This is a genomic window from Streptomyces sp. QH1-20 (genome assembly GCF_041283565.1).
Classification (GTDB): domain Bacteria; phylum Actinomycetota; class Actinomycetes; order Streptomycetales; family Streptomycetaceae; genus Streptomyces; species Streptomyces syringius.
Genome location: NZ_CP166299.1, coordinates 1389667 through 1406033 on the forward strand (window position 1 = coordinate 1389667; position 16367 = coordinate 1406033).

18 protein-coding genes are annotated in these 16367 nt (G+C 73.8%); 8 read left to right on the top strand and 10 right to left on the bottom strand.

Translation table 11 applies throughout. The annotated features are described in order from the left end of the window. Positions 1 to 9: 9 nt before the first annotated feature. Entirely contained in the window at positions 10 to 1200 is a 1191-nt protein-coding gene (locus tag AB8O64_RS06200) for an FAD-dependent monooxygenase (RefSeq protein ID WP_370418246.1), read from the bottom strand. An 80-nt stretch (positions 1201 to 1280) separates the two neighbouring features. Here AB8O64_RS06200 and AB8O64_RS06205 point away from each other — a divergent pair, with 80 nt between their 5' ends. The 3 genes from AB8O64_RS06205 (at position 1281) to AB8O64_RS06215 (ending at position 3212) form a co-directional block, all read left to right on the top strand. Continuing rightward, on the top strand, positions 1281 to 1883 hold the full coding sequence (locus tag AB8O64_RS06205) for a TetR/AcrR family transcriptional regulator (RefSeq protein WP_370418247.1): 603 nt from the start codon (positions 1281 to 1283) through the stop codon (positions 1881 to 1883). Between the two features lie 44 nt (positions 1884 to 1927). Next, complete coding sequence (locus tag AB8O64_RS06210; protein WP_370423805.1) at positions 1928 to 2440, top strand: DinB family protein; 513 nt, start codon at positions 1928 to 1930, stop codon at positions 2438 to 2440. Between the two features lie 97 nt (positions 2441 to 2537). Beyond that, a complete protein-coding gene (locus AB8O64_RS06215; protein ID WP_370418248.1) occupies positions 2538 to 3212 on the top strand; it encodes a hypothetical protein in 675 nt (224 codons plus the stop codon). A gap of 36 nt (positions 3213 to 3248) precedes the next feature. On the opposite strand, the gene ung is transcribed toward AB8O64_RS06215, so the two are convergent. The 5 genes from ung to AB8O64_RS06240 form a co-directional block, all read right to left on the bottom strand. Continuing rightward, positions 3249 to 3935 carry a uracil-DNA glycosylase gene (ung, locus tag AB8O64_RS06220; RefSeq protein ID WP_356457595.1) on the bottom strand — a complete coding sequence of 229 codons (687 nt, stop codon included), beginning with the start codon at positions 3933 to 3935 and terminating at the stop codon, positions 3249 to 3251. 111 nt (positions 3936 to 4046) lie between these two features. Further along, entirely contained in the window at positions 4047 to 4799 is a 753-nt protein-coding gene (locus tag AB8O64_RS06225) for an SDR family oxidoreductase (protein WP_356457325.1), read from the bottom strand. A 17-nt stretch (positions 4800 to 4816) separates the two neighbouring features. Continuing rightward, a complete protein-coding gene (gene fabG, locus AB8O64_RS06230; RefSeq protein ID WP_209514247.1) occupies positions 4817 to 5578 on the bottom strand; it encodes a 3-oxoacyl-ACP reductase FabG in 762 nt (253 codons plus the stop codon). Between the two features lie 167 nt (positions 5579 to 5745). After that, positions 5746 to 6141 carry a DUF3037 domain-containing protein gene (locus AB8O64_RS06235; RefSeq protein ID WP_130876679.1) on the bottom strand — a complete coding sequence of 132 codons (396 nt, stop codon included), beginning with the start codon at positions 6139 to 6141 and terminating at the stop codon, positions 5746 to 5748. After that, the gene (locus AB8O64_RS06240) at positions 6138 to 6962 is read right to left on the bottom strand and encodes a HipA family kinase (protein ID WP_370418249.1); all 825 of its coding nucleotides are present in this window, start codon (positions 6960 to 6962) and stop codon (positions 6138 to 6140) included. Before AB8O64_RS06240 ends, AB8O64_RS06235 begins: the two co-directional genes overlap by 4 nt. A gap of 96 nt (positions 6963 to 7058) precedes the next feature. Between AB8O64_RS06240 and AB8O64_RS06245 the strand changes: the two genes are divergently transcribed. Beyond that, positions 7059 to 9176, top strand: coding sequence for an alpha/beta fold hydrolase (locus tag AB8O64_RS06245; protein ID WP_370423806.1), 2118 nt, complete (start codon positions 7059 to 7061; stop codon positions 9174 to 9176). A 148-nt stretch (positions 9177 to 9324) separates the two neighbouring features. Continuing rightward, positions 9325 to 9822, top strand: a complete 498-nt coding sequence (locus tag AB8O64_RS06250) for a Rieske (2Fe-2S) protein (RefSeq protein ID WP_370418250.1) — start codon at positions 9325 to 9327, stop codon at positions 9820 to 9822. A gap of 27 nt (positions 9823 to 9849) precedes the next feature. On the opposite strand, the gene AB8O64_RS06255 is transcribed toward AB8O64_RS06250, so the two are convergent. Beyond that, positions 9850 to 10494 carry a cysteine hydrolase gene (locus AB8O64_RS06255; protein ID WP_370418251.1) on the bottom strand — a complete coding sequence of 215 codons (645 nt, stop codon included), beginning with the start codon at positions 10492 to 10494 and terminating at the stop codon, positions 9850 to 9852. Between the two features lie 148 nt (positions 10495 to 10642). On the opposite strand from AB8O64_RS06255, the gene AB8O64_RS06260 reads away from it, so the two are divergent. Beyond that, the gene (locus AB8O64_RS06260; protein ID WP_370418252.1) at positions 10643 to 11110 is read left to right on the top strand and encodes a pyridoxamine 5'-phosphate oxidase family protein; all 468 of its coding nucleotides are present in this window, start codon (positions 10643 to 10645) and stop codon (positions 11108 to 11110) included. Between the two features lie 33 nt (positions 11111 to 11143). On the opposite strand, the gene AB8O64_RS06265 is transcribed toward AB8O64_RS06260, so the two are convergent. Further along, complete coding sequence (locus AB8O64_RS06265) at positions 11144 to 12058, bottom strand: LysR family transcriptional regulator (protein ID WP_370418253.1); 915 nt, start codon at positions 12056 to 12058, stop codon at positions 11144 to 11146. Positions 12059 to 12120: 62 nt separating this feature from the next. Here AB8O64_RS06265 and AB8O64_RS06270 point away from each other — a divergent pair, with 62 nt between their 5' ends. After that, the gene (locus AB8O64_RS06270) at positions 12121 to 13161 is read left to right on the top strand and encodes a DMT family transporter (protein WP_370418254.1); all 1041 of its coding nucleotides are present in this window, start codon (positions 12121 to 12123) and stop codon (positions 13159 to 13161) included. Positions 13162 to 13237: 76 nt separating this feature from the next. Here the strand turns inward: AB8O64_RS06270 and AB8O64_RS06275 are convergent, their stop codons facing one another. Beyond that, on the bottom strand, positions 13238 to 14569 hold the full coding sequence (locus AB8O64_RS06275; protein WP_370418255.1) for an aminotransferase class I/II-fold pyridoxal phosphate-dependent enzyme: 1332 nt from the start codon (positions 14567 to 14569) through the stop codon (positions 13238 to 13240). 35 nt (positions 14570 to 14604) lie between these two features. Between AB8O64_RS06275 and AB8O64_RS06280 the strand changes: the two genes are divergently transcribed. After that, the gene (locus tag AB8O64_RS06280) at positions 14605 to 15291 is read left to right on the top strand and encodes a pyridoxamine 5'-phosphate oxidase family protein (RefSeq protein WP_370418256.1); all 687 of its coding nucleotides are present in this window, start codon (positions 14605 to 14607) and stop codon (positions 15289 to 15291) included. Here AB8O64_RS06280 and AB8O64_RS06285 read toward each other — a convergent pair. After that, positions 15278 to 16315 (bottom strand): DMT family transporter, encoded by a 1038-nt coding sequence (locus tag AB8O64_RS06285; protein WP_370418257.1) that lies wholly within the window; start codon positions 16313 to 16315, stop codon positions 15278 to 15280. The two genes, AB8O64_RS06280 and AB8O64_RS06285, sit on opposite strands and share 14 nt — an antisense overlap. Positions 16316 to 16367: the final 52 nt, after the last annotated feature.

The window sequence follows — 16367 nt, forward strand, 5'->3', positions numbered from 1 at the left end:
CCTGGTGCGTCATCCCGTTTGAGAAGCATACGTCCGTACGGGTGGCTCCCAGTCGGCGATGCCGTCGAAGCCGCGCAGCAGGAGCCCGGGGCCGAACCGGCTGACGGCGGCGATCGCCGTGTTCCGCAGGGCGACGGCGGGGGCGCCGGAGAGCATGAACAGCCGGGCGGTCCGGGCCGAGCGGCGCACGACCTCCATGGTGCGGGGCAGCCGGTCCCGGGTGTAGGCGGCGAGCGCGGGCGAGAGGTCCGCTGCGCCGGGGGTCAGGTGGTGGGCGAGGACGATCGCGTCCTCGATGGCCTGGTTGCCGCCCTGCCCGAGGGTGGGGGCCATCGCGTGGGCCGCGTCGCCGAGGAGCGCGACGCGACCGCGGTGGTAGGCGGGCAGCGGTTCGGCCATGAAACGGACGTCGTGGCGGAGGATCCGGTCGGGCACGGCCGCCGCGAGGATGTCGGGCACCGGGTGGTGCCAGGTGCCGAAGCGGCGCAGCAGTTCGGCCTTCTCGTCGTCGGGGGCGCGGGTGCCGGCGGGGGCCGCCGCGGCGGCGTAGGCGTAGCTCCGGCCGTCCTTCATCGGATGGGTGCCCCAGAGCCCGGCGCGGCCCCAGGTCTCGTGCGCCGCGAAGGGCCGGCCGGGGGCGTGGGTGACGAGGCGCCAGGTGGTGAAGCCGGAGTACACGGGCCCGGGGTGGGTGGGGAAGAGCGCGGCGCGGGCCGCCGAGTTGATGCCGTCGGCGGCCACGACGAGGTCCGCCTCGATGTCACCGTCGGGGGTGGTGACCCGGGCCGGCCGGTCGGCGGCGCCGGGGTCGGCGAGGGTGGCGGCGGCGCCCGTGCGGACGGCTTTGTCCGGCAGGTGTCCGACGAGCAGGTCGGCGAGGGTGGCGCGGTGGAGGAGGACGAGGGGTCCGCCGAAGCGGCGGGCGGCGGCCTCGCTGCTGGTGCGCGAGAGCCAGCGGCCGTCCGGGGCGCGCAGACCGCCGTCGCCCTGCCAGGCGGCCAGCGCCCGGACGTCGTCGCCGAGGCCGATGACGTCGAGGGAGCGCTGGCCGTTGGGGGCGAGGGAGATGCCCGCGCCCACGGGTTCGAGGGTGGCCGCGCGTTCGAGAACGGTGACGCGCCAGCCCTGCCGCCGCAGGGCCACCGCCGCGGTGAGCCCGCCGATCCCCGCTCCGATGACGACGGCGTGTGGTTGCCGCATGATTCCTCCCCGTTACTACATCCGTAGTGCCTCCAGCGGTGACGGTACTACGCCCGTAGTGGGATTGCTAGGTTGGGGCCATGACCACCGATCGCAGCGCCCGCACCTCGGGCGTGTCCCGTGCCGAACTGATCGCCGACACCGCCATCGCCCTGCTCGCCGGGCGCGGCATGCGGGGGCTGACGCACCGGGCGGTGGACGAGGCGGCCGGACTGCCGCCGGGCTCGACCTCCAATCACGCCCGTACCCGCGCGGCACTGCTGGAACTGGCGCTGCGGCGGCACGCGGCACGCGAGGCGCGCGCGCTCACACTGACGGAGCTGCCGGACCCCGCCGACGGGCGGGACGCGCTGGCCGACGCGCTCGCCCTGGCCCTGCACCGCACGCTCACCGACCACCGCGAACTGCTCGTGGCGCGGTACGAGTTGGCACTGGAGGCCACCCGGCGGCCGGAGCTGCGGAAAATCTACGACGAGGAGGGCCGGGCCTTCCGTGAGCCGCTGATCGCCCTGATGGCCGCCGCCGGGTCCGCCACCCCGGAGCGGCACGCGCTGTCCGTGATCGCGTGGGGCGAGGGGCTGATGTTCTTGTGCGCGGCAGGGGCGTACCACGCGGAGGTGCCGGGGCGGGAGGAGCTGCGCGAGAGGATCGGGGAGCTGCTGCGCGGTGTGCTCGGGCGATAACCGGTGGCGGTGGGAGCCCGCCCCGGGCGAGGATGGCGGTCATGATCACACCAGAGCGCCCCGAGACGCCCACCCTCGCCGACGAACGCACCTCGCTGGAGAGTTGGCTCGACTATCACCGGGCCACGCTGGCCATCAAGTGTGCCGGGCTCGACGACAAGCAGCTGCGCGAGGCGAGCGTGCCGCCCTCCGCTCTTTCCCTGCTCGGGCTCGTCCGGCACATGGCGGAGGTCGAGCGCTCCTGGTTCCGGCGGGTGCTCGCCGGGGAGGAGACGGCCGGGCCGATCTATTACACCGAGGACAATCTCGACGGTGACTTCCTGGCCCCCGACGAGGACACCTGGGAAGAGGCCTACGCCACCTGGCAGGCGGAGATCGAGGCGGCACGCGAGGCGGCGCGGGGACGCTCGCTCGACGACGTCGGCCACAGCACGCGTCACGGCGGCAAGTCGTACAACCTGCGCTGGATCTACCTCCACATGATCGAGGAGTACGCGCGGCACAACGGTCACGCCGACCTCGTCCGCGAACGGATCGACGGCGCGGCCGGCTACTGACCCGGCCCCCTGGGGACCGCCCGCGGCCGACAGGCCGTGGAGCGTCACCCGTGCGGGGAATACCCAACCCACCGCGTCAGGCAGCAGGGTGGGGCGAATGCATCGAATGCCCGCGGCGGCGGCTCTGGCGGCGGTGGCGATGTCGGCCGCCGTCGGCTGCGTCGCCCTCTCCCCCCATGCCGCTTCCCCCGCGTCCGACCGGTCCGGGTTCTCCCGCGTCACCGAACCGAGGATGTCACCGGCCCCCGCCCGGGAATCCCTGGGCCTGGTGGGGCCGGGCGGCCCGGAGGGGTCGGACGGCTCACGGTCCCCGTCCGCGGCCGAATCGAGGACGCCGTCGGCATCCGGGTCGGAGCAGGACCGGGACGGGGATGCGGATCTTGACCGGAGCACCGAGGCGGAGGCACGTGCGGAGGACGCCGCGGACTCGCGGTCGGACTCACGGCCCTCCTCGTCTCGGGCGGCCGATCCGGACCGCTGGGACGGCCCGGGCCGCTCCGAGGCGCGCTCGCCGCGCGCCGCTCCCCCGGCGCGCTCGGCACCGGGCCGGGAGCCGGAATCGGCGCCCGCGCCGCCACCGCCCCGCGAGGCCCCGCCGTCCCGGCACCATGTCGAGCAGGCACCTCCGCCACCTCAGCGCTCCGAGTCCCGCCCCGCCCAGCAGGCCCCGCCCCGCTCCGGTTCGAACCTGTGCAGGCTGGGCGAAACGTACGGGCGCTGGAAGAAGGGCGACGACGCGTCGCGGATCTGTCGTCAGGCCTACGGGAGCTGATCCGCCGCCCCCGCCGCTCGGCCCCGGCGGAGCCGGTCAGGCGCCGAGGTTCGGGATCCGCCAGTCGATCGGCCGGTGGTCCTGGGCGGCGATCGCCTCGTTGATCTGCGTGAAGGGGCGGCTGCCGAAGAATTTCCGCGCCGAGAGGGGCGAGGGGTGCGCGCCCTTGACGACGACGTGGCGCTCCTCGTCGATCAAGGGCAGCTTCTTCTGGGCGTAGTTGCCCCACAGCACGAAGACGGCCGGGTCCGGCCGGGAGGCGACGGCCCGGATGACGGCGTCCGTGAACTTCTCCCAGCCCTTGCCCTTGTGGGAGTTGGCCTCGCCGGCCCTGACCGTCAGCACCGCGTTGAGCAGCAGGACGCCCTGCTGGGCCCACGGCATCAGATAGCCGTTGTCGGGCACCGGGAGGCCCAGCTCCTCGTGCATCTCCTTGTAGATGTTGCGCAGCGAGGGCGGGGTCTTCACCCCGGGGCGGACCGAGAAGCACAGGCCGTGGCCCTGCCCCGCGCCGTGGTAGGGGTCCTGCCCGAGGACCAGGACCTTCACCTGGTCGTAGGGGGTCGCCTCCAGGGCCGCGAAGACCTCCTCGCGCGGCGGGTACACCGGCCCGGCCGCCCGCTCCTCCTCGACGAAGTCGACGAGCTCCTTGAAGTACGGCTTCTCCAGCTCCTCGCCGAGGACTCCGCGCCAGGACTCGGGCAGCATGTCGGTGTAGGTCACGTCAACAACCTCCGGGGTTCGTTCTGTTCTCATCGGAGAACTTACCGGCGACCACTGACAACGCCGCCACCGAAGCCGGCCGGCTGCCCGGGGCCCGGGCAGCCGGCCGTGTCAGACCCCCGCGTTGAGGAAGAGCCCGCCGTCCACGACGAGCGTCTGGCCGGTGACCCACCCGGCGGCGTCGGAGAGCAGGAACGCCGCCGCGCCGCCGATGTCCTCCGGGACGCCGAGCCGGCCGAGCGGGTAGGACGCCACGGCCTCCTCCTCGCGCCCTTCGTAGAGCGCCGCGGCGAACTTGGTCTTCACCACGGCGGGGGCGATGGCGTTGACCCGCACCCCGGGCGCCAGCTCGTGCGCGAGCTGCAGCGTGAGGTTGACCATGGCGGCCTTGCTGATCCCGTAGGCGCCGACGAACGGGGACGCCCCGAGACCGGCGACGGAGGCGATGTTGACGATCGCCCCGCCGTTCTCCTTCTGCCATGCCTTCCACGTCTGCTGGGCGAAGCCGAGCGCCGAGATGACATTGGTCTCGAAGACCTTGCGGGCGACCGCGAGGTCCAGCTCGGCGATCGGGCCGAACACCGGGTTGGTACCGGCGTTGTTGACCAGGTAGTCGACGCGGCCGAAGGCCTCCATGGCCCGCTCGACCGCGACGGCCTGGTGGGCCTCGTCGTGGGCCTTGCCCGCGACGCCGACCGCCCGGTCGGCGCCGAGTCTCTCGACGGCCTCCTTGAGCGCTTCCTCGGTGCGGCCGGTGATCACGACGCGGTCGCCGCGGGCGACGAGCGCCTCGGCGATGCCGTAACCGATGCCCCGGCTGGCGCCCGTGACGAGGGCGACCTTTCCGCTGTCCTGTGTGGTCATGTGGTGCTGCACCCCTGTCAGTTGAGCGGTCCGCCGGCCACGTACAGGACCTGGCCGGAGACGAATCCGGCCTCCTCGCCGGTGAAGAAGGCGACGGCGTTGGCGATGTCAGCGGGCTCCCCGACGCGCTGCACCGGGATCTGGGAGGCGGCCGCGGTCTTGAAGTCCTCGAAGCCCATCCCGACGCGGGCCGCGGTGGCCGCGGTCATGTCGGTGGCGATGAAGCCGGGGGCGACGGAGTTGGCGGTGACGCCGAACTTGCCGAGCTCCTTGGCGAGGGTCTTGGTGAGGCCCTGCATCCCGGCCTTGGCGGCGGCGTAGTTGGCCTGGCCGCGGTTGCCGAGGGCCGAGCTGCTGGAGAGGTTGACGATCCGGCCGAAGCCCGCGTCCACCATGTGCTTCTGGCAGGCCCGCGACATCAGGAACGCGCCGCGCAGATGCACGTTGAGGACGGTGTCCCAGTCGTCCTCGCTCATCTTGAACAGCAGGTTGTCGCGGAGCACCCCGGCGTTGTTGACGAGGATCACCGGCGCGCCCAGCTCGGCGGCGACGCGGGCCACGGCGGCCTCCACCTGTGCCGCGTCCGAGACGTCGCAGCCGACGGCGAGGGCCTTGCCGCCGGCGGCCGTGATCTTCTCCACGGTGTCCGCGCAGGCCGCCTCGTCGAGGTCGAGAACGGCGACCGCGCGGCCCTCCCCGGCCAGGCGAACGGCGGTCGCGGCGCCGATGCCACGGGCCGCGCCCGTGACGACGGCTACGCGCTGCTCGGTAGTGGACATGCGGGTTCTCCTCACCTCGGACGACAGGGCACGGCGGCTCGCCGAGGAATCCGGCTCCCTGGTCGGGATCCGGCCCCTCGGGGTGAGCAACCGCTTAGTAGCTTCAGCAGACAGACGCTAGAAGCCCCGCCACCCGCTGTCAACGCTCCCCGGCAGCCCGCCCGGCCTCAGCGCACCAGCAGGTCCAGCAGCCGCTCCGACTCGCGCTCGGGATCCGCGGTCAGCCCGGTGTGCACCGGTCCGGGCTGGACGATGGTGCTGCGCGGCGCGATCAGCCAGCGAAAGCGCCGCCCGGGGTCGTCACCGGCGGCCTGACCGGCCCGTTCCCCGCCGGAGCAGACACCCTCGACGGCACCCAGCGCGGCCCGTACGCCCGCCACGTCGGCCGTCGGGTCGAGCGCCAGCAGCCGGGCCTCGTCCAGATGGACGCGGGCCGCGACGAACGACTTCGCCTGGCAGTAGACGACCACCCCCGCGTTGATCAGCTCACCGCGCTCCACGCGCGGCACGACGCGCAGCAGCGCGTACTCGAAAACATCACGTCCGTTGTGGCGCCCGGTCATTTTCCGGCCCTTCCGTCGAGCCTGACCCGCACCCACTCCGGGGCCTGCGAGGGCTTGTCCTTGCTGCGCTCGCCGAGCGTGATGCGGTCACCGATGGTCGCGGCGCGGGCCAGCAGCGTCTCGACGTAGGCGCGCCGCAGCGCGTCCGGGTCGGCGAAGCCCGGTTCGTCCACCAGCCACTCGTCCGGCACGTCGGCGGTGACCTCGGTCAGCAGTTCCTCGGTGACCCGGGGCGCGAGTTCGGCCCCGGCGGCGGCGACGTCCGGCCCGAAGGTGGCCAGGACGTGGTCGGAGGCGTCGTAGGCCTTGTCGGCGGCGGCCCGCGCGGTGGGCCAGTTGTGCTGCCAGATCATCGTGGCACCGTGGTCGATGAGCCACAGCTCGCCGTGCCAGACCAGCAGATTGGGGTTGCGCCACGAGCGGTCGACGTTGTTGATGAGCGCGTCGAACCAGACCACGCGCCCGGCCTCGGCCGCCCCGATCTCGAAGGCGAGGGGGTCGAAGCCGAGGGCCCCGGGAAGGAAGTCCATCCCGAGATTGAGGCCGCCGCTCGCCTTCAGCAGGCCCTGCACCTCCTGGTCCGGCTCGGCCCGGCCGATCACCGGGTCCAGCCAGATGCCGGCCAGGTCCGGGACGCGCAGCCCGAGCCGGCGGCCCAGCTGTCCGCAGATCACCTCCGCGACCAGCGTCTTGCGGCCCTGGCCGGCACCGGTGAACTTCATGACGTACGTACCGAGATCGTCGGCCTCGACGATGCCGGGGAGCGAGCCACCCTCACGCAAGGGCGTGACATAGCGGGTGGCGGTGACTTCGGGGAGCATTGCCCCAGGCTACTGCGGCGGACGGGGCCGTCCGGCCAGGGCGGAGCCCGGTACCGGCGACGGTGGTTTCCTGTCAGGGTGCCGAGCATGGACAACATGATCGACAAGGAAATCGGCGCGGCGGACGACCCTTTCGACATCGACGGGAACGGCACGGACGTCGCCGGGTTCCCCCGCCGGTTCGCCCGTTCCCGGCGTTTCTCCCTCGGTGCGCCGCGCGACTTCACGGTCTCGCCCGACGGACGGCGGGTGCTGTTCACGCGCACGGGCGGCGGGCTGGACCCGCTGAGCCGGCTGTGGCTGCACGAGGACGGGCAAGAACGGCTGCTCGCCGACCCGTCGGTACTGGCGGACGGCACCGGCATACCGGACGCCGAACAGGCACGGCGGGAGCGGGCCCGCGAGCAGTCGGCGGGCATCGTGTCGTACGCGACCGACCGCGAGGCGCGGCTGGCCGTGTTCGCCCTGGGCGGCGCGCTCTGGGCGGCCCGCACGGACGGCTCCGTGCCCTTCCGGCTGCCGACGGCCGGTCCCGCCGTGGACCCGCGCCCCTCGCCCGACGGCCGTCATGTCGCGTATGTCAGTGGCGGCGCGCTGTATGTCGCATCGATCGCGGGCGAGGAGCTGCTGCGGTTGGTGCCGGAGGAGGCGGAGGTCACCTACGGTCTGGCGGAGTTCACGGCGATGGAGTCGATGGGGCGCTCGCGGGGCTACTGGTGGGCGCCGGACGGGCGGGCGCTGCTGGTCGCCCGTGTCGACCCCACGCCGGTGCCGCTGTGGTATCTGGCCGACCCGGCCGACCCGGCGAGGGCACCCCGCCCCGTCCGTTACCCGGCGGCGGGCACCACCAACGCGGAGGTCACCCTGTCCGTGGTGACGCTCGACGGCCGGCGCACGGAGGTGACATGGGACCGCGCGGCCTTCGAATACCTGGCCACGGCCGACTGGGACGCGCACGGCCCGCTGATCGGTGTGCAGAGCCGCGACCAGCGTGATCTGCGGGTGCTGACGGTGGATCCGGAGACGGGCACGACCGGGACGGCGGGCGAGCGGCACGACCCCGCGTGGGTGGAACTCGTCCCCGGCACCCCGGCCCGCACCCGCTCCGGCGCCCTGGTGGAGCCCCTCGAATCGCGGGACACCAGGCGGCTGGGGATCGACGGCCGCCCGGTGACCCCCGAGGGGCTGCACCTGGACGCGGTGCTCGGCACGGACGGCGAGCGGGTGCTGTTCACGGCCTGGGAGGACCCGACCGAGTGTCACGTCTGGTCGTACGAGCCGGGCCCCGGCCTCACCCGGCTGAGCCGGGAGCCGGGCAGGCACACGGCGGTCATGGGCGGCCCCACGGTGGTGCTGGACGGCCGGACCCCGGACGGGCACACGGTGACGGTCCTGCGCGACGGCGAGCCGGCCGGTTCGATCGCCTCGTTCGTCGCCGACCCCCTGCTCGTGCCGCGGCCGGAGTTCCTGACGCTCGGCGAGCGGGAGCTGCCCGGCATGCTGTTCCTGCCGTCCTGGCACGAGCCGGGGACGAGGAAGCTGCCGGTGCTGCTCTGCCCGTACGGCGGGCCGGGGGTGCGGCTCGTGGTGCGGGACGACGCGTGGTGGACGTGCGTGGCGCGGTGGTTCGCCGAGCAGGGCTTCGCGGTGCTGATCGTGGACGGCCGGGGCACACCCGGCCGGGGGCCCGCGTGGGAGAAGGCGGTACACGGCGACCAGCTGACGCCCGTCCTGGAGGACCAGGTCGACGCGCTGCGGGCGGTGTGCGCGCGGTATCCGGACCTGGACCCGGGGCGAGTGGGGATCCGCGGCTGGTCGTTCGGTGGCACCGTCGCGGCAGCCGCGGTCCTGCGCCGGCCCGAGGTCTTCCACGCGGCGGTCTCCGGTGCGGCGCCGACCGATCAGCGGTGGTACGACACACACTGGAAGGAACGCTTCCTCGGCCACCCGGACGAGGAGCCGGAGAACTACGCGCGCTCGTCGACGATCGGTGACGCGGCTGGGCTGCGCCGTCCGCTGCTGCTGGTCCACGGCATGGCGGACGACAACGTGGCGGTGGCCCACACGCTGCGGATGTCGGCGGCGCTGCTGGCGGCGGGGCGGCCGCATTCGGTGCTGCCGCTGGTGGGATCGACGCACATGGCGGCGGAGGACACCGCGGAGAATCTGCTGCTGTTCGAGCTGGACTTTCTGAAGAAGGCACTCGGGCGCTGAACGCGGGCGGCGGCGGTCCCGTAGATCTCCTTGTACCGGTCGCGTCGCGTGCCCGTCACGTCGTCGCACCGGTCGCGCGCGGCAGCGGGCCGGCAGCACCGCCCCGTTGACCGCACAGACAGCACGGCAACGGCACCAAGGAGCGAACATGACGCACATGTCACCCGCCCCGGGCGGCGCGAGCCGCCGCAGCGTCGTCGCGGCGTTCGGGGCCACCGGCCTCGCCGCGGCGCTCGCGGCCTGCGGCGGCTCGGACGACAAGGCGACCCCGCCCGGTACCCCCGACGCGGATGCCACGTCCGGTACACAGCAGACGTCCCAGCCCGGGCAGGAGTCCTCGGCCGCCGGGGGCACCGGGGGCCGGGTGCTGGCCCGGACGTCGGAGATCCCGGTGGGCGGCGGGAAGGTCTTCGCGGACCGGCGGGTGGTGGTGACGCAGCCCTCCCAGGGCGAGTTCAAGGCGTTCTCCGCGATCTGCACCCATCAGAAGTGCGTGGTCAAGGACGTGTCGGACGGGACGATCAACTGCCCCTGCCACGGCAGCAAGTTCAGCATCGAGGACGGCGGCGTCCGGCACGACCCGGCGAAGCTGCCGCTGCAGGAGATGAAGATCTCCGTGCGGGGCGACTCCATCGGGCTCGCCTGAGATCACCGGGACCGGGCGCGGCCGCGGTCAGCGCGGCCCGCCCGGGCGCCGCCAACCGCGCAGGACGGCGTCGGTCGTGGTCATGGTGGCGACGAGGGCCAGGGTGTGGCGGACCATCGCCGCGGTGTAGTCGGCGGGCACGCCGGCGATGGCGTCGGCGGGGACGACGGCCGTGTAGCCGAGGTTGACGGCGTCGAAGACGGCGTTGGGGATCGCGACGTTGGCCGAGACCCCGGTGACGATCAGGGTGCGGCAGCCGAGATTGCGCAGCAGCGCGTCCACGCCGGTGCCGGCGAGCGGGGAGAGCCCGTGCAGTCTCCGTACGACGAGGTCGTCCTCGCCGACCGGGATCGGCTCGGCGACGCGGACGGCCAGCGTGCCGGTGAGCTGCTGTACGGGCAGTCGTTCAGCGGCACGGAAGAGGCGGGCGTTGCGGCTCGCGCCGCGGCCGTCGGGGCGGCGCTCGGCGATGGCGTGCAGGACCTGGACGCCCGCCGCGTGCGCGCCCTCGACGAGCCGCGCGACATTGCCCAGGGCGCCGGAGGCGCGGGCGACGGCGGCGAGCTCGGGCAGCGCGCTGTCGGGGCCGACGACGCCGCGCTGGCACTCCACGGTCAGGAGCACGGTCGTCGCCGGGTCGAGCCGCTCGGCGGGCTGGTCGTGCGGCGCCATGGCGCTCCTCGTCGGCTTCTCGGGACGGCCGGGCGGGCCGCGAAGGCCCGGGACCGAAGTCGGGTGAGGGTAGCGGGCATTGCGCGACGGGGGAAGTTGCCCGATGATTCCTGACGTACCGTCAGGTCCGAGGAGGGTGGCGCGGAAGATGACCGTTGCGCAGCGGCGGGGCCGCCGGATCATGATGACGCGGTCCGAGCTGGACGCCTTCCTCACCGAGCGGCGCACCTGCCGGGTGGCCACGGTCGGCCCCGACGGCCGGCCGCACGTCGGCGCGCTGTGGTTCGTCTGGGACGGGGCCGCGCTGTGGCTGTACTCCCTGACCCGCAGCCGCCGGTGGGCCGATCTGCGCCGGGACCCGCGGGTGGCGGTGGTCGTCGACGACGGCCGGGAGTACGGGGAATTGCGCGGCGCCGAGCTGTCCGGCACCGCGGCGTTCGTCGGCGAGGCCCCGCGCACCGGCGAGCCCTGCCCCGGGCTCGACGCCGTGGAGGCGCTGTTCGCCGCCAAGTACTTCGGCCTGGACGCCATGCCGCATGACGGCCGGCACGCCTGGCTGCGACTGACGCCGGAGGCCGTCGTCTCCTGGGACTTCCGCAAGCTGCCCGGCGCGTAGGGGCGCGGAAGCCGCAGGCCCGCAGGGATCCGCTCAGCCGGTTCGGCCGCCGACCGCCTCCCCCGTCGTGCGCAGCGCTTCGACCGCCGCCCGGATCGACGGCCTGCGGTCGGCGTCCGCCCGCCAGACCGCGTAGACGTGGCGGCACATGCTGTGGCGTACGGGCACGACCCGCACCCCGTCCGGCACCGGGCCCCGGCCGAGGCGGGGGGCGACCGCGACCCCGAGCCCGGCAGCGACGAGGGCGAGCTGGGTGTGGTGCTCCTCGGCCATGTGCGAGATGCGGGGCTCGATGCCCTTGCTGCGCAGGGTGAGCATCAGCCAGTCGTGGCAGAACTCCCCTCGGGGCCAGGAGACCCACTCGTCGTCGGCGAGGTCCTCGAGATCCAGCTCGTCCCGGTCGGCGAGCGGGTGGCCGGCGGGCAGCGCCACGTCGGCGGGGTCGTCCAGGATCGGGGCCTTGGCCAGGCCGTCGGGCATCGGCAGCGGCTTGTTGTACCAGTCGAGGACGACCGCGACGTCGATGTCGCCGCGCACCACGCGCGGCACGGCCTCGTCGGGCTCCATCTCCTCCAGCCGGGCGCGCAGTTGCGGGTGGGCGTCGCGCAACTCCGCGAGCGCGGCCGGGAACAGCCCGCGGGCCGCCGTAGGGAACGCGCCGAGCAGCAGCTCACCGACGGCCTGGCCGCGCTGCGCCTCCAGATCGGCCTGGGCCAGCTCCACCTGGGAGAGGATGCGCGAGGCGTGGTCGGCGAGCAGCCGGCCGGCGTCGGTGAGCCGCACCCCCCGGCCGTTCTTGGCCAGCAGCTGCTGACCGGTCTCCCGCTCCAGCTTGGCCAGCTGCTGCGACACGGCGGAGGTCGTCACGTGCAATCCGTCGGCCGCGCCGCTGACGGAACCGTGGCGGGCGACGGCGTTGAGGGTGCGCAGGCGGTCCAGATTCAACATGTAAGGGATGCTACGCGATGCCACACACAATTATTTGCTTGTTCTAATACGTATGGCCCGGCATGGTGATCTCCATGAGCGTCGTCGCACCAGGATCACCATCCGCCACAGCCACCACCCGCCCCTCAACCGCAGGCCCTTCCGCCCCCGGCCTTTCGACCGGACCCTCGACCGGCACCGCGAGGGGCTCCGGGCCGGGCCGGCCCGCCGTGGACTGGCGTATCCGCTTCGGCGCGCTCTCGCTCATCTGGGGTTTCAGCTTTCTCTTCATCAAGCTCGGCACGGACGGCTTCGCGCCGCTCTACGTCTCCTTCGGGCGTGTGTTCTTCGGCGCCCTGGTGCTCGTCGCCATCCTCGCCGTCAAGCGGCAACGGCTGCCGCGCGGCGCCCGCACCTGGGGGCACCTGGCTGTCGCGGCGTTCCTGCTCAACGCCCTCCCCTTCTCGCTCTTCGCCTACGCCGAGCTGACCATCTCCTCGACCCTGGCCGGCATCTGCAACGCCACCACCCCGTTGTGGGGCATGGTCCTCTCGCTTGTGGCCCTCTCCGAGGACCGTCCCACCCGGCGCCGGTTCGCCGGTCTCGGGCTGGGCTTCATCGGCGTGCTCACCGTCCTCGGCGCCTGGCAGGGCTTCGACGGGCAGGACCCGACCGGCACACTGCTGGCCCTGATCGCCTCGCTCAGCTACGCCGTCGGATGGATCTACGTCCGGCGCACGCTGTCCGACACCGGCAACTCCCATCTGTCGATGTCCGGCGCCCAGCTGCTCCTCGCCACCGCCCAGCTCGCCGTGGTCGCCCCGGTGTTCAGCCCGCTGCCCACCTCCTTCCCCGTCGTGCCCGTGCTGTCGATCGTCGCGCTCGGGGCGCTGGGCACCGGGCTCGCATTCCTCTTCCAGTACGGGCTGGTCGCGGAGGTGGGTCCGACGACCGCGACCATGACCACGTACTTCATCCCGGTCATCGCGACGGCGGCCGGTGTCGCCCTCCTCGACGAGCGGCTCACCTGGAACACCCCGGTCGGCGCGCTGATCGTGCTGGCCGGAGCGGCGCTCACCCAGGGCGGCTCCCGGGCGAAGGCACCCCGCCGGCCCGGCGACTGATCAGGCACTGATCAAGCACTGATCAGACAGAGGGGCAGGCAAGGATCCGGTAAACGATCCGGCACGTGCAACCGCCTCAGTCGTAACGCCCCGTGGAATCCGGGCCGGTCACGGACGCCAGCGCGTCCGCGACCGGCCCTATGTCGTCCATGGACAGGGGCGAGACGGTCAGCCGCACCCCGGGCGGGGAGGAGACCCGGAAGCGCGCACCCGGCGCCACCGCCCATCCCGCCTGCAACAACCGCGCCACGGCACCCGTCTCGTCCGGCACCGGAAGCCAGACATTCATCCCGCTGCGCCCGTGCGCCACAACTCCCCGGTCCCGCAGCGCCCGGACGAGCGCCTCACGGCGGTGCCCGTACGAGCCGGCGACCGCCGCCGCGTCCACCGCGCCGGTCCGCCAGAGGTGCGCCACGGCCCGCTGCAGGACATGACTGACCCAGCCCGGCCCCAGGCGCTGCCGTCCGCGCACCCGGTCCACGGTGACGGCGTCGCCGGTGAGCACCGCGAGCCGCAGATCCGGCCCGTACGCCTTCGCGACGGAGCGCACGAGTGCCCAGTGGTCGGTGCCCCCGGCGAGGGGGTGCAGGGGGAGGTCGACGATGCCGTGGCCGTGGTCGTCCTCGATGAGCAGCACATGCGGGTGGTCGGCGAGCACGGCCCGCAGCTCGCGGGCGCGCGCCTCGCTGACGGCCGCGCCGGTGGGATTCTGCGCCCGGTCGGTGACGACCAGGGCCCGGGCGCCCTGCCGGAGCGCCCGGTCGGTGTCCTCGGGCAGCGGCCCGTCGTCGTCGAGCGCGACGGGGACCGCGCGCAGACCGAGCGCGGAGATCAGGTCGAGGAGGCTGCCCCAGCCGGGGTCCTCGACCGCCACCTCGTCCCCCGGCCGCAGATGGGCGCTCAGCACGCGCTCGATGGCGTCCAGCGACCCGGAGGTGACGGCCAGTGGCCCGGCCGGGACGCGGTCCGCGTCGAAGGCGGCGCGGGCCATCCGCTCCAACTCCGAGTCGACGGCGGACGAGCCGTAGAGCACCGGGCCCTCGGCGGCCCGGGAGGCGGCCTCGGCGAGCGCCCGGCCGAGCGGGGGCAGCAGCGCCGGGTCGGGGTTGCCGGTCGAGACGTCGCGCACGCCTTCGGGCGCCTCCACGCGGATCAGCTCGCGGTGCGTATTGGCCGGGCGGTGCCGCACCCGGCTGCCCCGGCGGCCCGATGTCTCGATCACCCCCCGCTCGCGCAGGATGCGGTAGGCGGCGGCGACCGTATTGGGATTGACCCCCAGCTCGACCGCCAACTCCCGCATGGGTGGCAGCAGTTCGCCCGGCGCGAGCTTGCCCGATCCGACGGCACGCTCCACATTCGCCGAGATGTCCGCTGCGCGACGGCCTTCGATCCGATAGTCTCCTAGCACAAAGCCAAGTATGCACTAGTGCAATGGAGAGCGCAATGCCGGCACCCGTCGCCCCCGCCTCGCAGGAGCCGTCCGCGTACGAGCGGACCGAGCGGACCACTCCCACCCGCCACCGCGAGCGCGCCCACTACGACCGCGAGCTGGTCCACTCGATACTCGACGCGGGCTATGTCTGCCACCTCGGCTTTGTCCGCGACGGGGCGCCCGTCGTCCTCCCGACGCTCTACGGCCGCGTCGGGAGCCGGCTCTACGTGCACGGTTCGACCGGCTCCCGCCCGCTGCGCACCGCCGGGCAGAGCGATGTCGGCCTTCCCGTGTGCGTGACCGTCACCCATGTCGACGGGCTCGTGCTCGCCCGCTCCGCCTTCAGCCACACCCTCAACTACCGTTCCGTCGTGGTGCACGGCACGGCCCGGCCGGTGACGGACGAGGAAGAGATGAAGGCCGCCCTCGACGCCCTCGTGGACCAGGTGCTGCCGGGCCGCGCCGCCGACTCCCGGCCCGCGTCGCCCAAGGAACTGGCCGCGACGGCCGTGCTGGGCATCGATCTGACCGAGGTGTCCGCCAAGGTCCGCGACGCCGGGCCGGTGGACTCCGAGGCGGATGTCGCCCTCCCCTTCTGGAGCGGCGTCGTCCCCCTCACCACCGGCTACGGTGCCCCGGTCCCCGCGGACGACCTCGCGCCGGGCATCCCCGTCCCCGGCTATCTCACCGCTCGTTGAGCGGCCCCCCGGCCGCGGGGGCGGCCGTGCCGCGCGCCTCGACGACGGCCAGCGCCGCCACCGCGCACAGGAGTACCGCCGTGCCCACCACGGTCGCGGCGGTGAGGTGCTCACCGAGCAGGGCAACGGCGATGACCGCGGCCGTGACCGGTTCGATGAGCGTGATCACCGCGACCGTCGTGCCGCGCACCACCAGCAGCCCGGCGAAGAACAGGCCGTAGGCGAGCGCCGTCGGCACGGTCACCAGATATCCCATCAGCCACAAGGTGCGGCCCAGTTCACGCGCGTGCGGCCACAGCCCCTCGGCGGCCGCGAGCGGCAGCAGACAGACCGTGCCGACGGCGAAGGACGTCAGCGTCGTGGTGAACGGGTCGGCGCCCGCGCCCCGCCGGCCCAGGAACCGCGTGGTGAGGGTGACCAGCGCGTATCCAGCGGCGGACAGCAGCCCGAGGGCCACACCCGCCGGCCGCACCGCGCCCGTGCCGTCGCTGCCCAGCATCAGCACGGCCAGCCCGAGGAGCGCGCCGCACACGGCCACCCGGCCGCCCGCGCCGAGCCGTTCGCCCATCAGCAGTCTGCCGCCGAGCGCCACCAGCACGGGCGCGGCCCCCAGGGTGACGACGGTGCCGACCGCGATCCCCGTCGCGTCCACCGCCCCGAAGTAGGCGGTCTGGAAGACGGTGAGCCCCACGCCGGTGACCAGCGTCCGGACCACCCGGCGCCGCCTCGGCTCATGCGCCCGCACGGGGCGCACCCGCGCCCGGCGCGAGCGCACGGCCCATGCGGCGAGCAGGAGGACGAGGCCCCCGGCCGTGCGCCAGAAAGTGAGCGCGACGGGACCGAGCCCGCTGCTGTCGAAGGCCAGGGCGGCGGTCGCGCCCGTGGTGCCCCAGGAGGCGGCCGCGAGGGCCACGTAGAGCAGTCCGCGCCCGACGGAGGGCCCGGACGCCAACGGCCGGTCGCCCGGGGGCAGCACGGAGGAGGCGCCCGTCGCAGGGCAGGGGGAAAGGGTGGAGCGTGGCATGACTGTTCTCCCGCGGAAGACAAGAGGTGATCGCGTGGTCCCCTGTGCGGGC

Coding starts and splice junctions, on each gene's coding strand:
- AB8O64_RS06270 (WP_370418254.1), top strand. CDS start 12,121: ATGGTGATCTCCATGAGCGTCGTCGCACCAGGATCACCATCCGCCACA.
- AB8O64_RS06200 (WP_370418246.1), bottom strand. CDS start 1,200: ATGCGGCAACCACACGCCGTCGTCATCGGAGCGGGGATCGGCGGGCTC.
- AB8O64_RS06265 (WP_370418253.1), bottom strand. CDS start 12,058: ATGTTGAATCTGGACCGCCTGCGCACCCTCAACGCCGTCGCCCGCCAC.
- AB8O64_RS06260 (WP_370418252.1), top strand. CDS start 10,643: ATGACCGTTGCGCAGCGGCGGGGCCGCCGGATCATGATGACGCGGTCC.
- AB8O64_RS06205 (WP_370418247.1), top strand. CDS start 1,281: ATGACCACCGATCGCAGCGCCCGCACCTCGGGCGTGTCCCGTGCCGAA.
- AB8O64_RS06255 (WP_370418251.1), bottom strand. CDS start 10,494: ATGGCGCCGCACGACCAGCCCGCCGAGCGGCTCGACCCGGCGACGACC.
- AB8O64_RS06240 (WP_370418249.1), bottom strand. CDS start 6,962: ATGCTCCCCGAAGTCACCGCCACCCGCTATGTCACGCCCTTGCGTGAG.
- AB8O64_RS06280 (WP_370418256.1), top strand. CDS start 14,605: ATGCCGGCACCCGTCGCCCCCGCCTCGCAGGAGCCGTCCGCGTACGAG.
- AB8O64_RS06250 (WP_370418250.1), top strand. CDS start 9,325: ATGACGCACATGTCACCCGCCCCGGGCGGCGCGAGCCGCCGCAGCGTC.
- AB8O64_RS06215 (WP_370418248.1), top strand. CDS start 2,538: ATGCATCGAATGCCCGCGGCGGCGGCTCTGGCGGCGGTGGCGATGTCG.
- fabG (WP_209514247.1), bottom strand. CDS start 5,578: ATGTCCACTACCGAGCAGCGCGTAGCCGTCGTCACGGGCGCGGCCCGT.
- AB8O64_RS06235 (WP_130876679.1), bottom strand. CDS start 6,141: ATGACCGGGCGCCACAACGGACGTGATGTTTTCGAGTACGCGCTGCTG.
- AB8O64_RS06225 (WP_356457325.1), bottom strand. CDS start 4,799: ATGACCACACAGGACAGCGGAAAGGTCGCCCTCGTCACGGGCGCCAGC.
- AB8O64_RS06285 (WP_370418257.1), bottom strand. CDS start 16,315: ATGCCACGCTCCACCCTTTCCCCCTGCCCTGCGACGGGCGCCTCCTCC.
- AB8O64_RS06245 (WP_370423806.1), top strand. CDS start 7,059: ATGATCGACAAGGAAATCGGCGCGGCGGACGACCCTTTCGACATCGAC.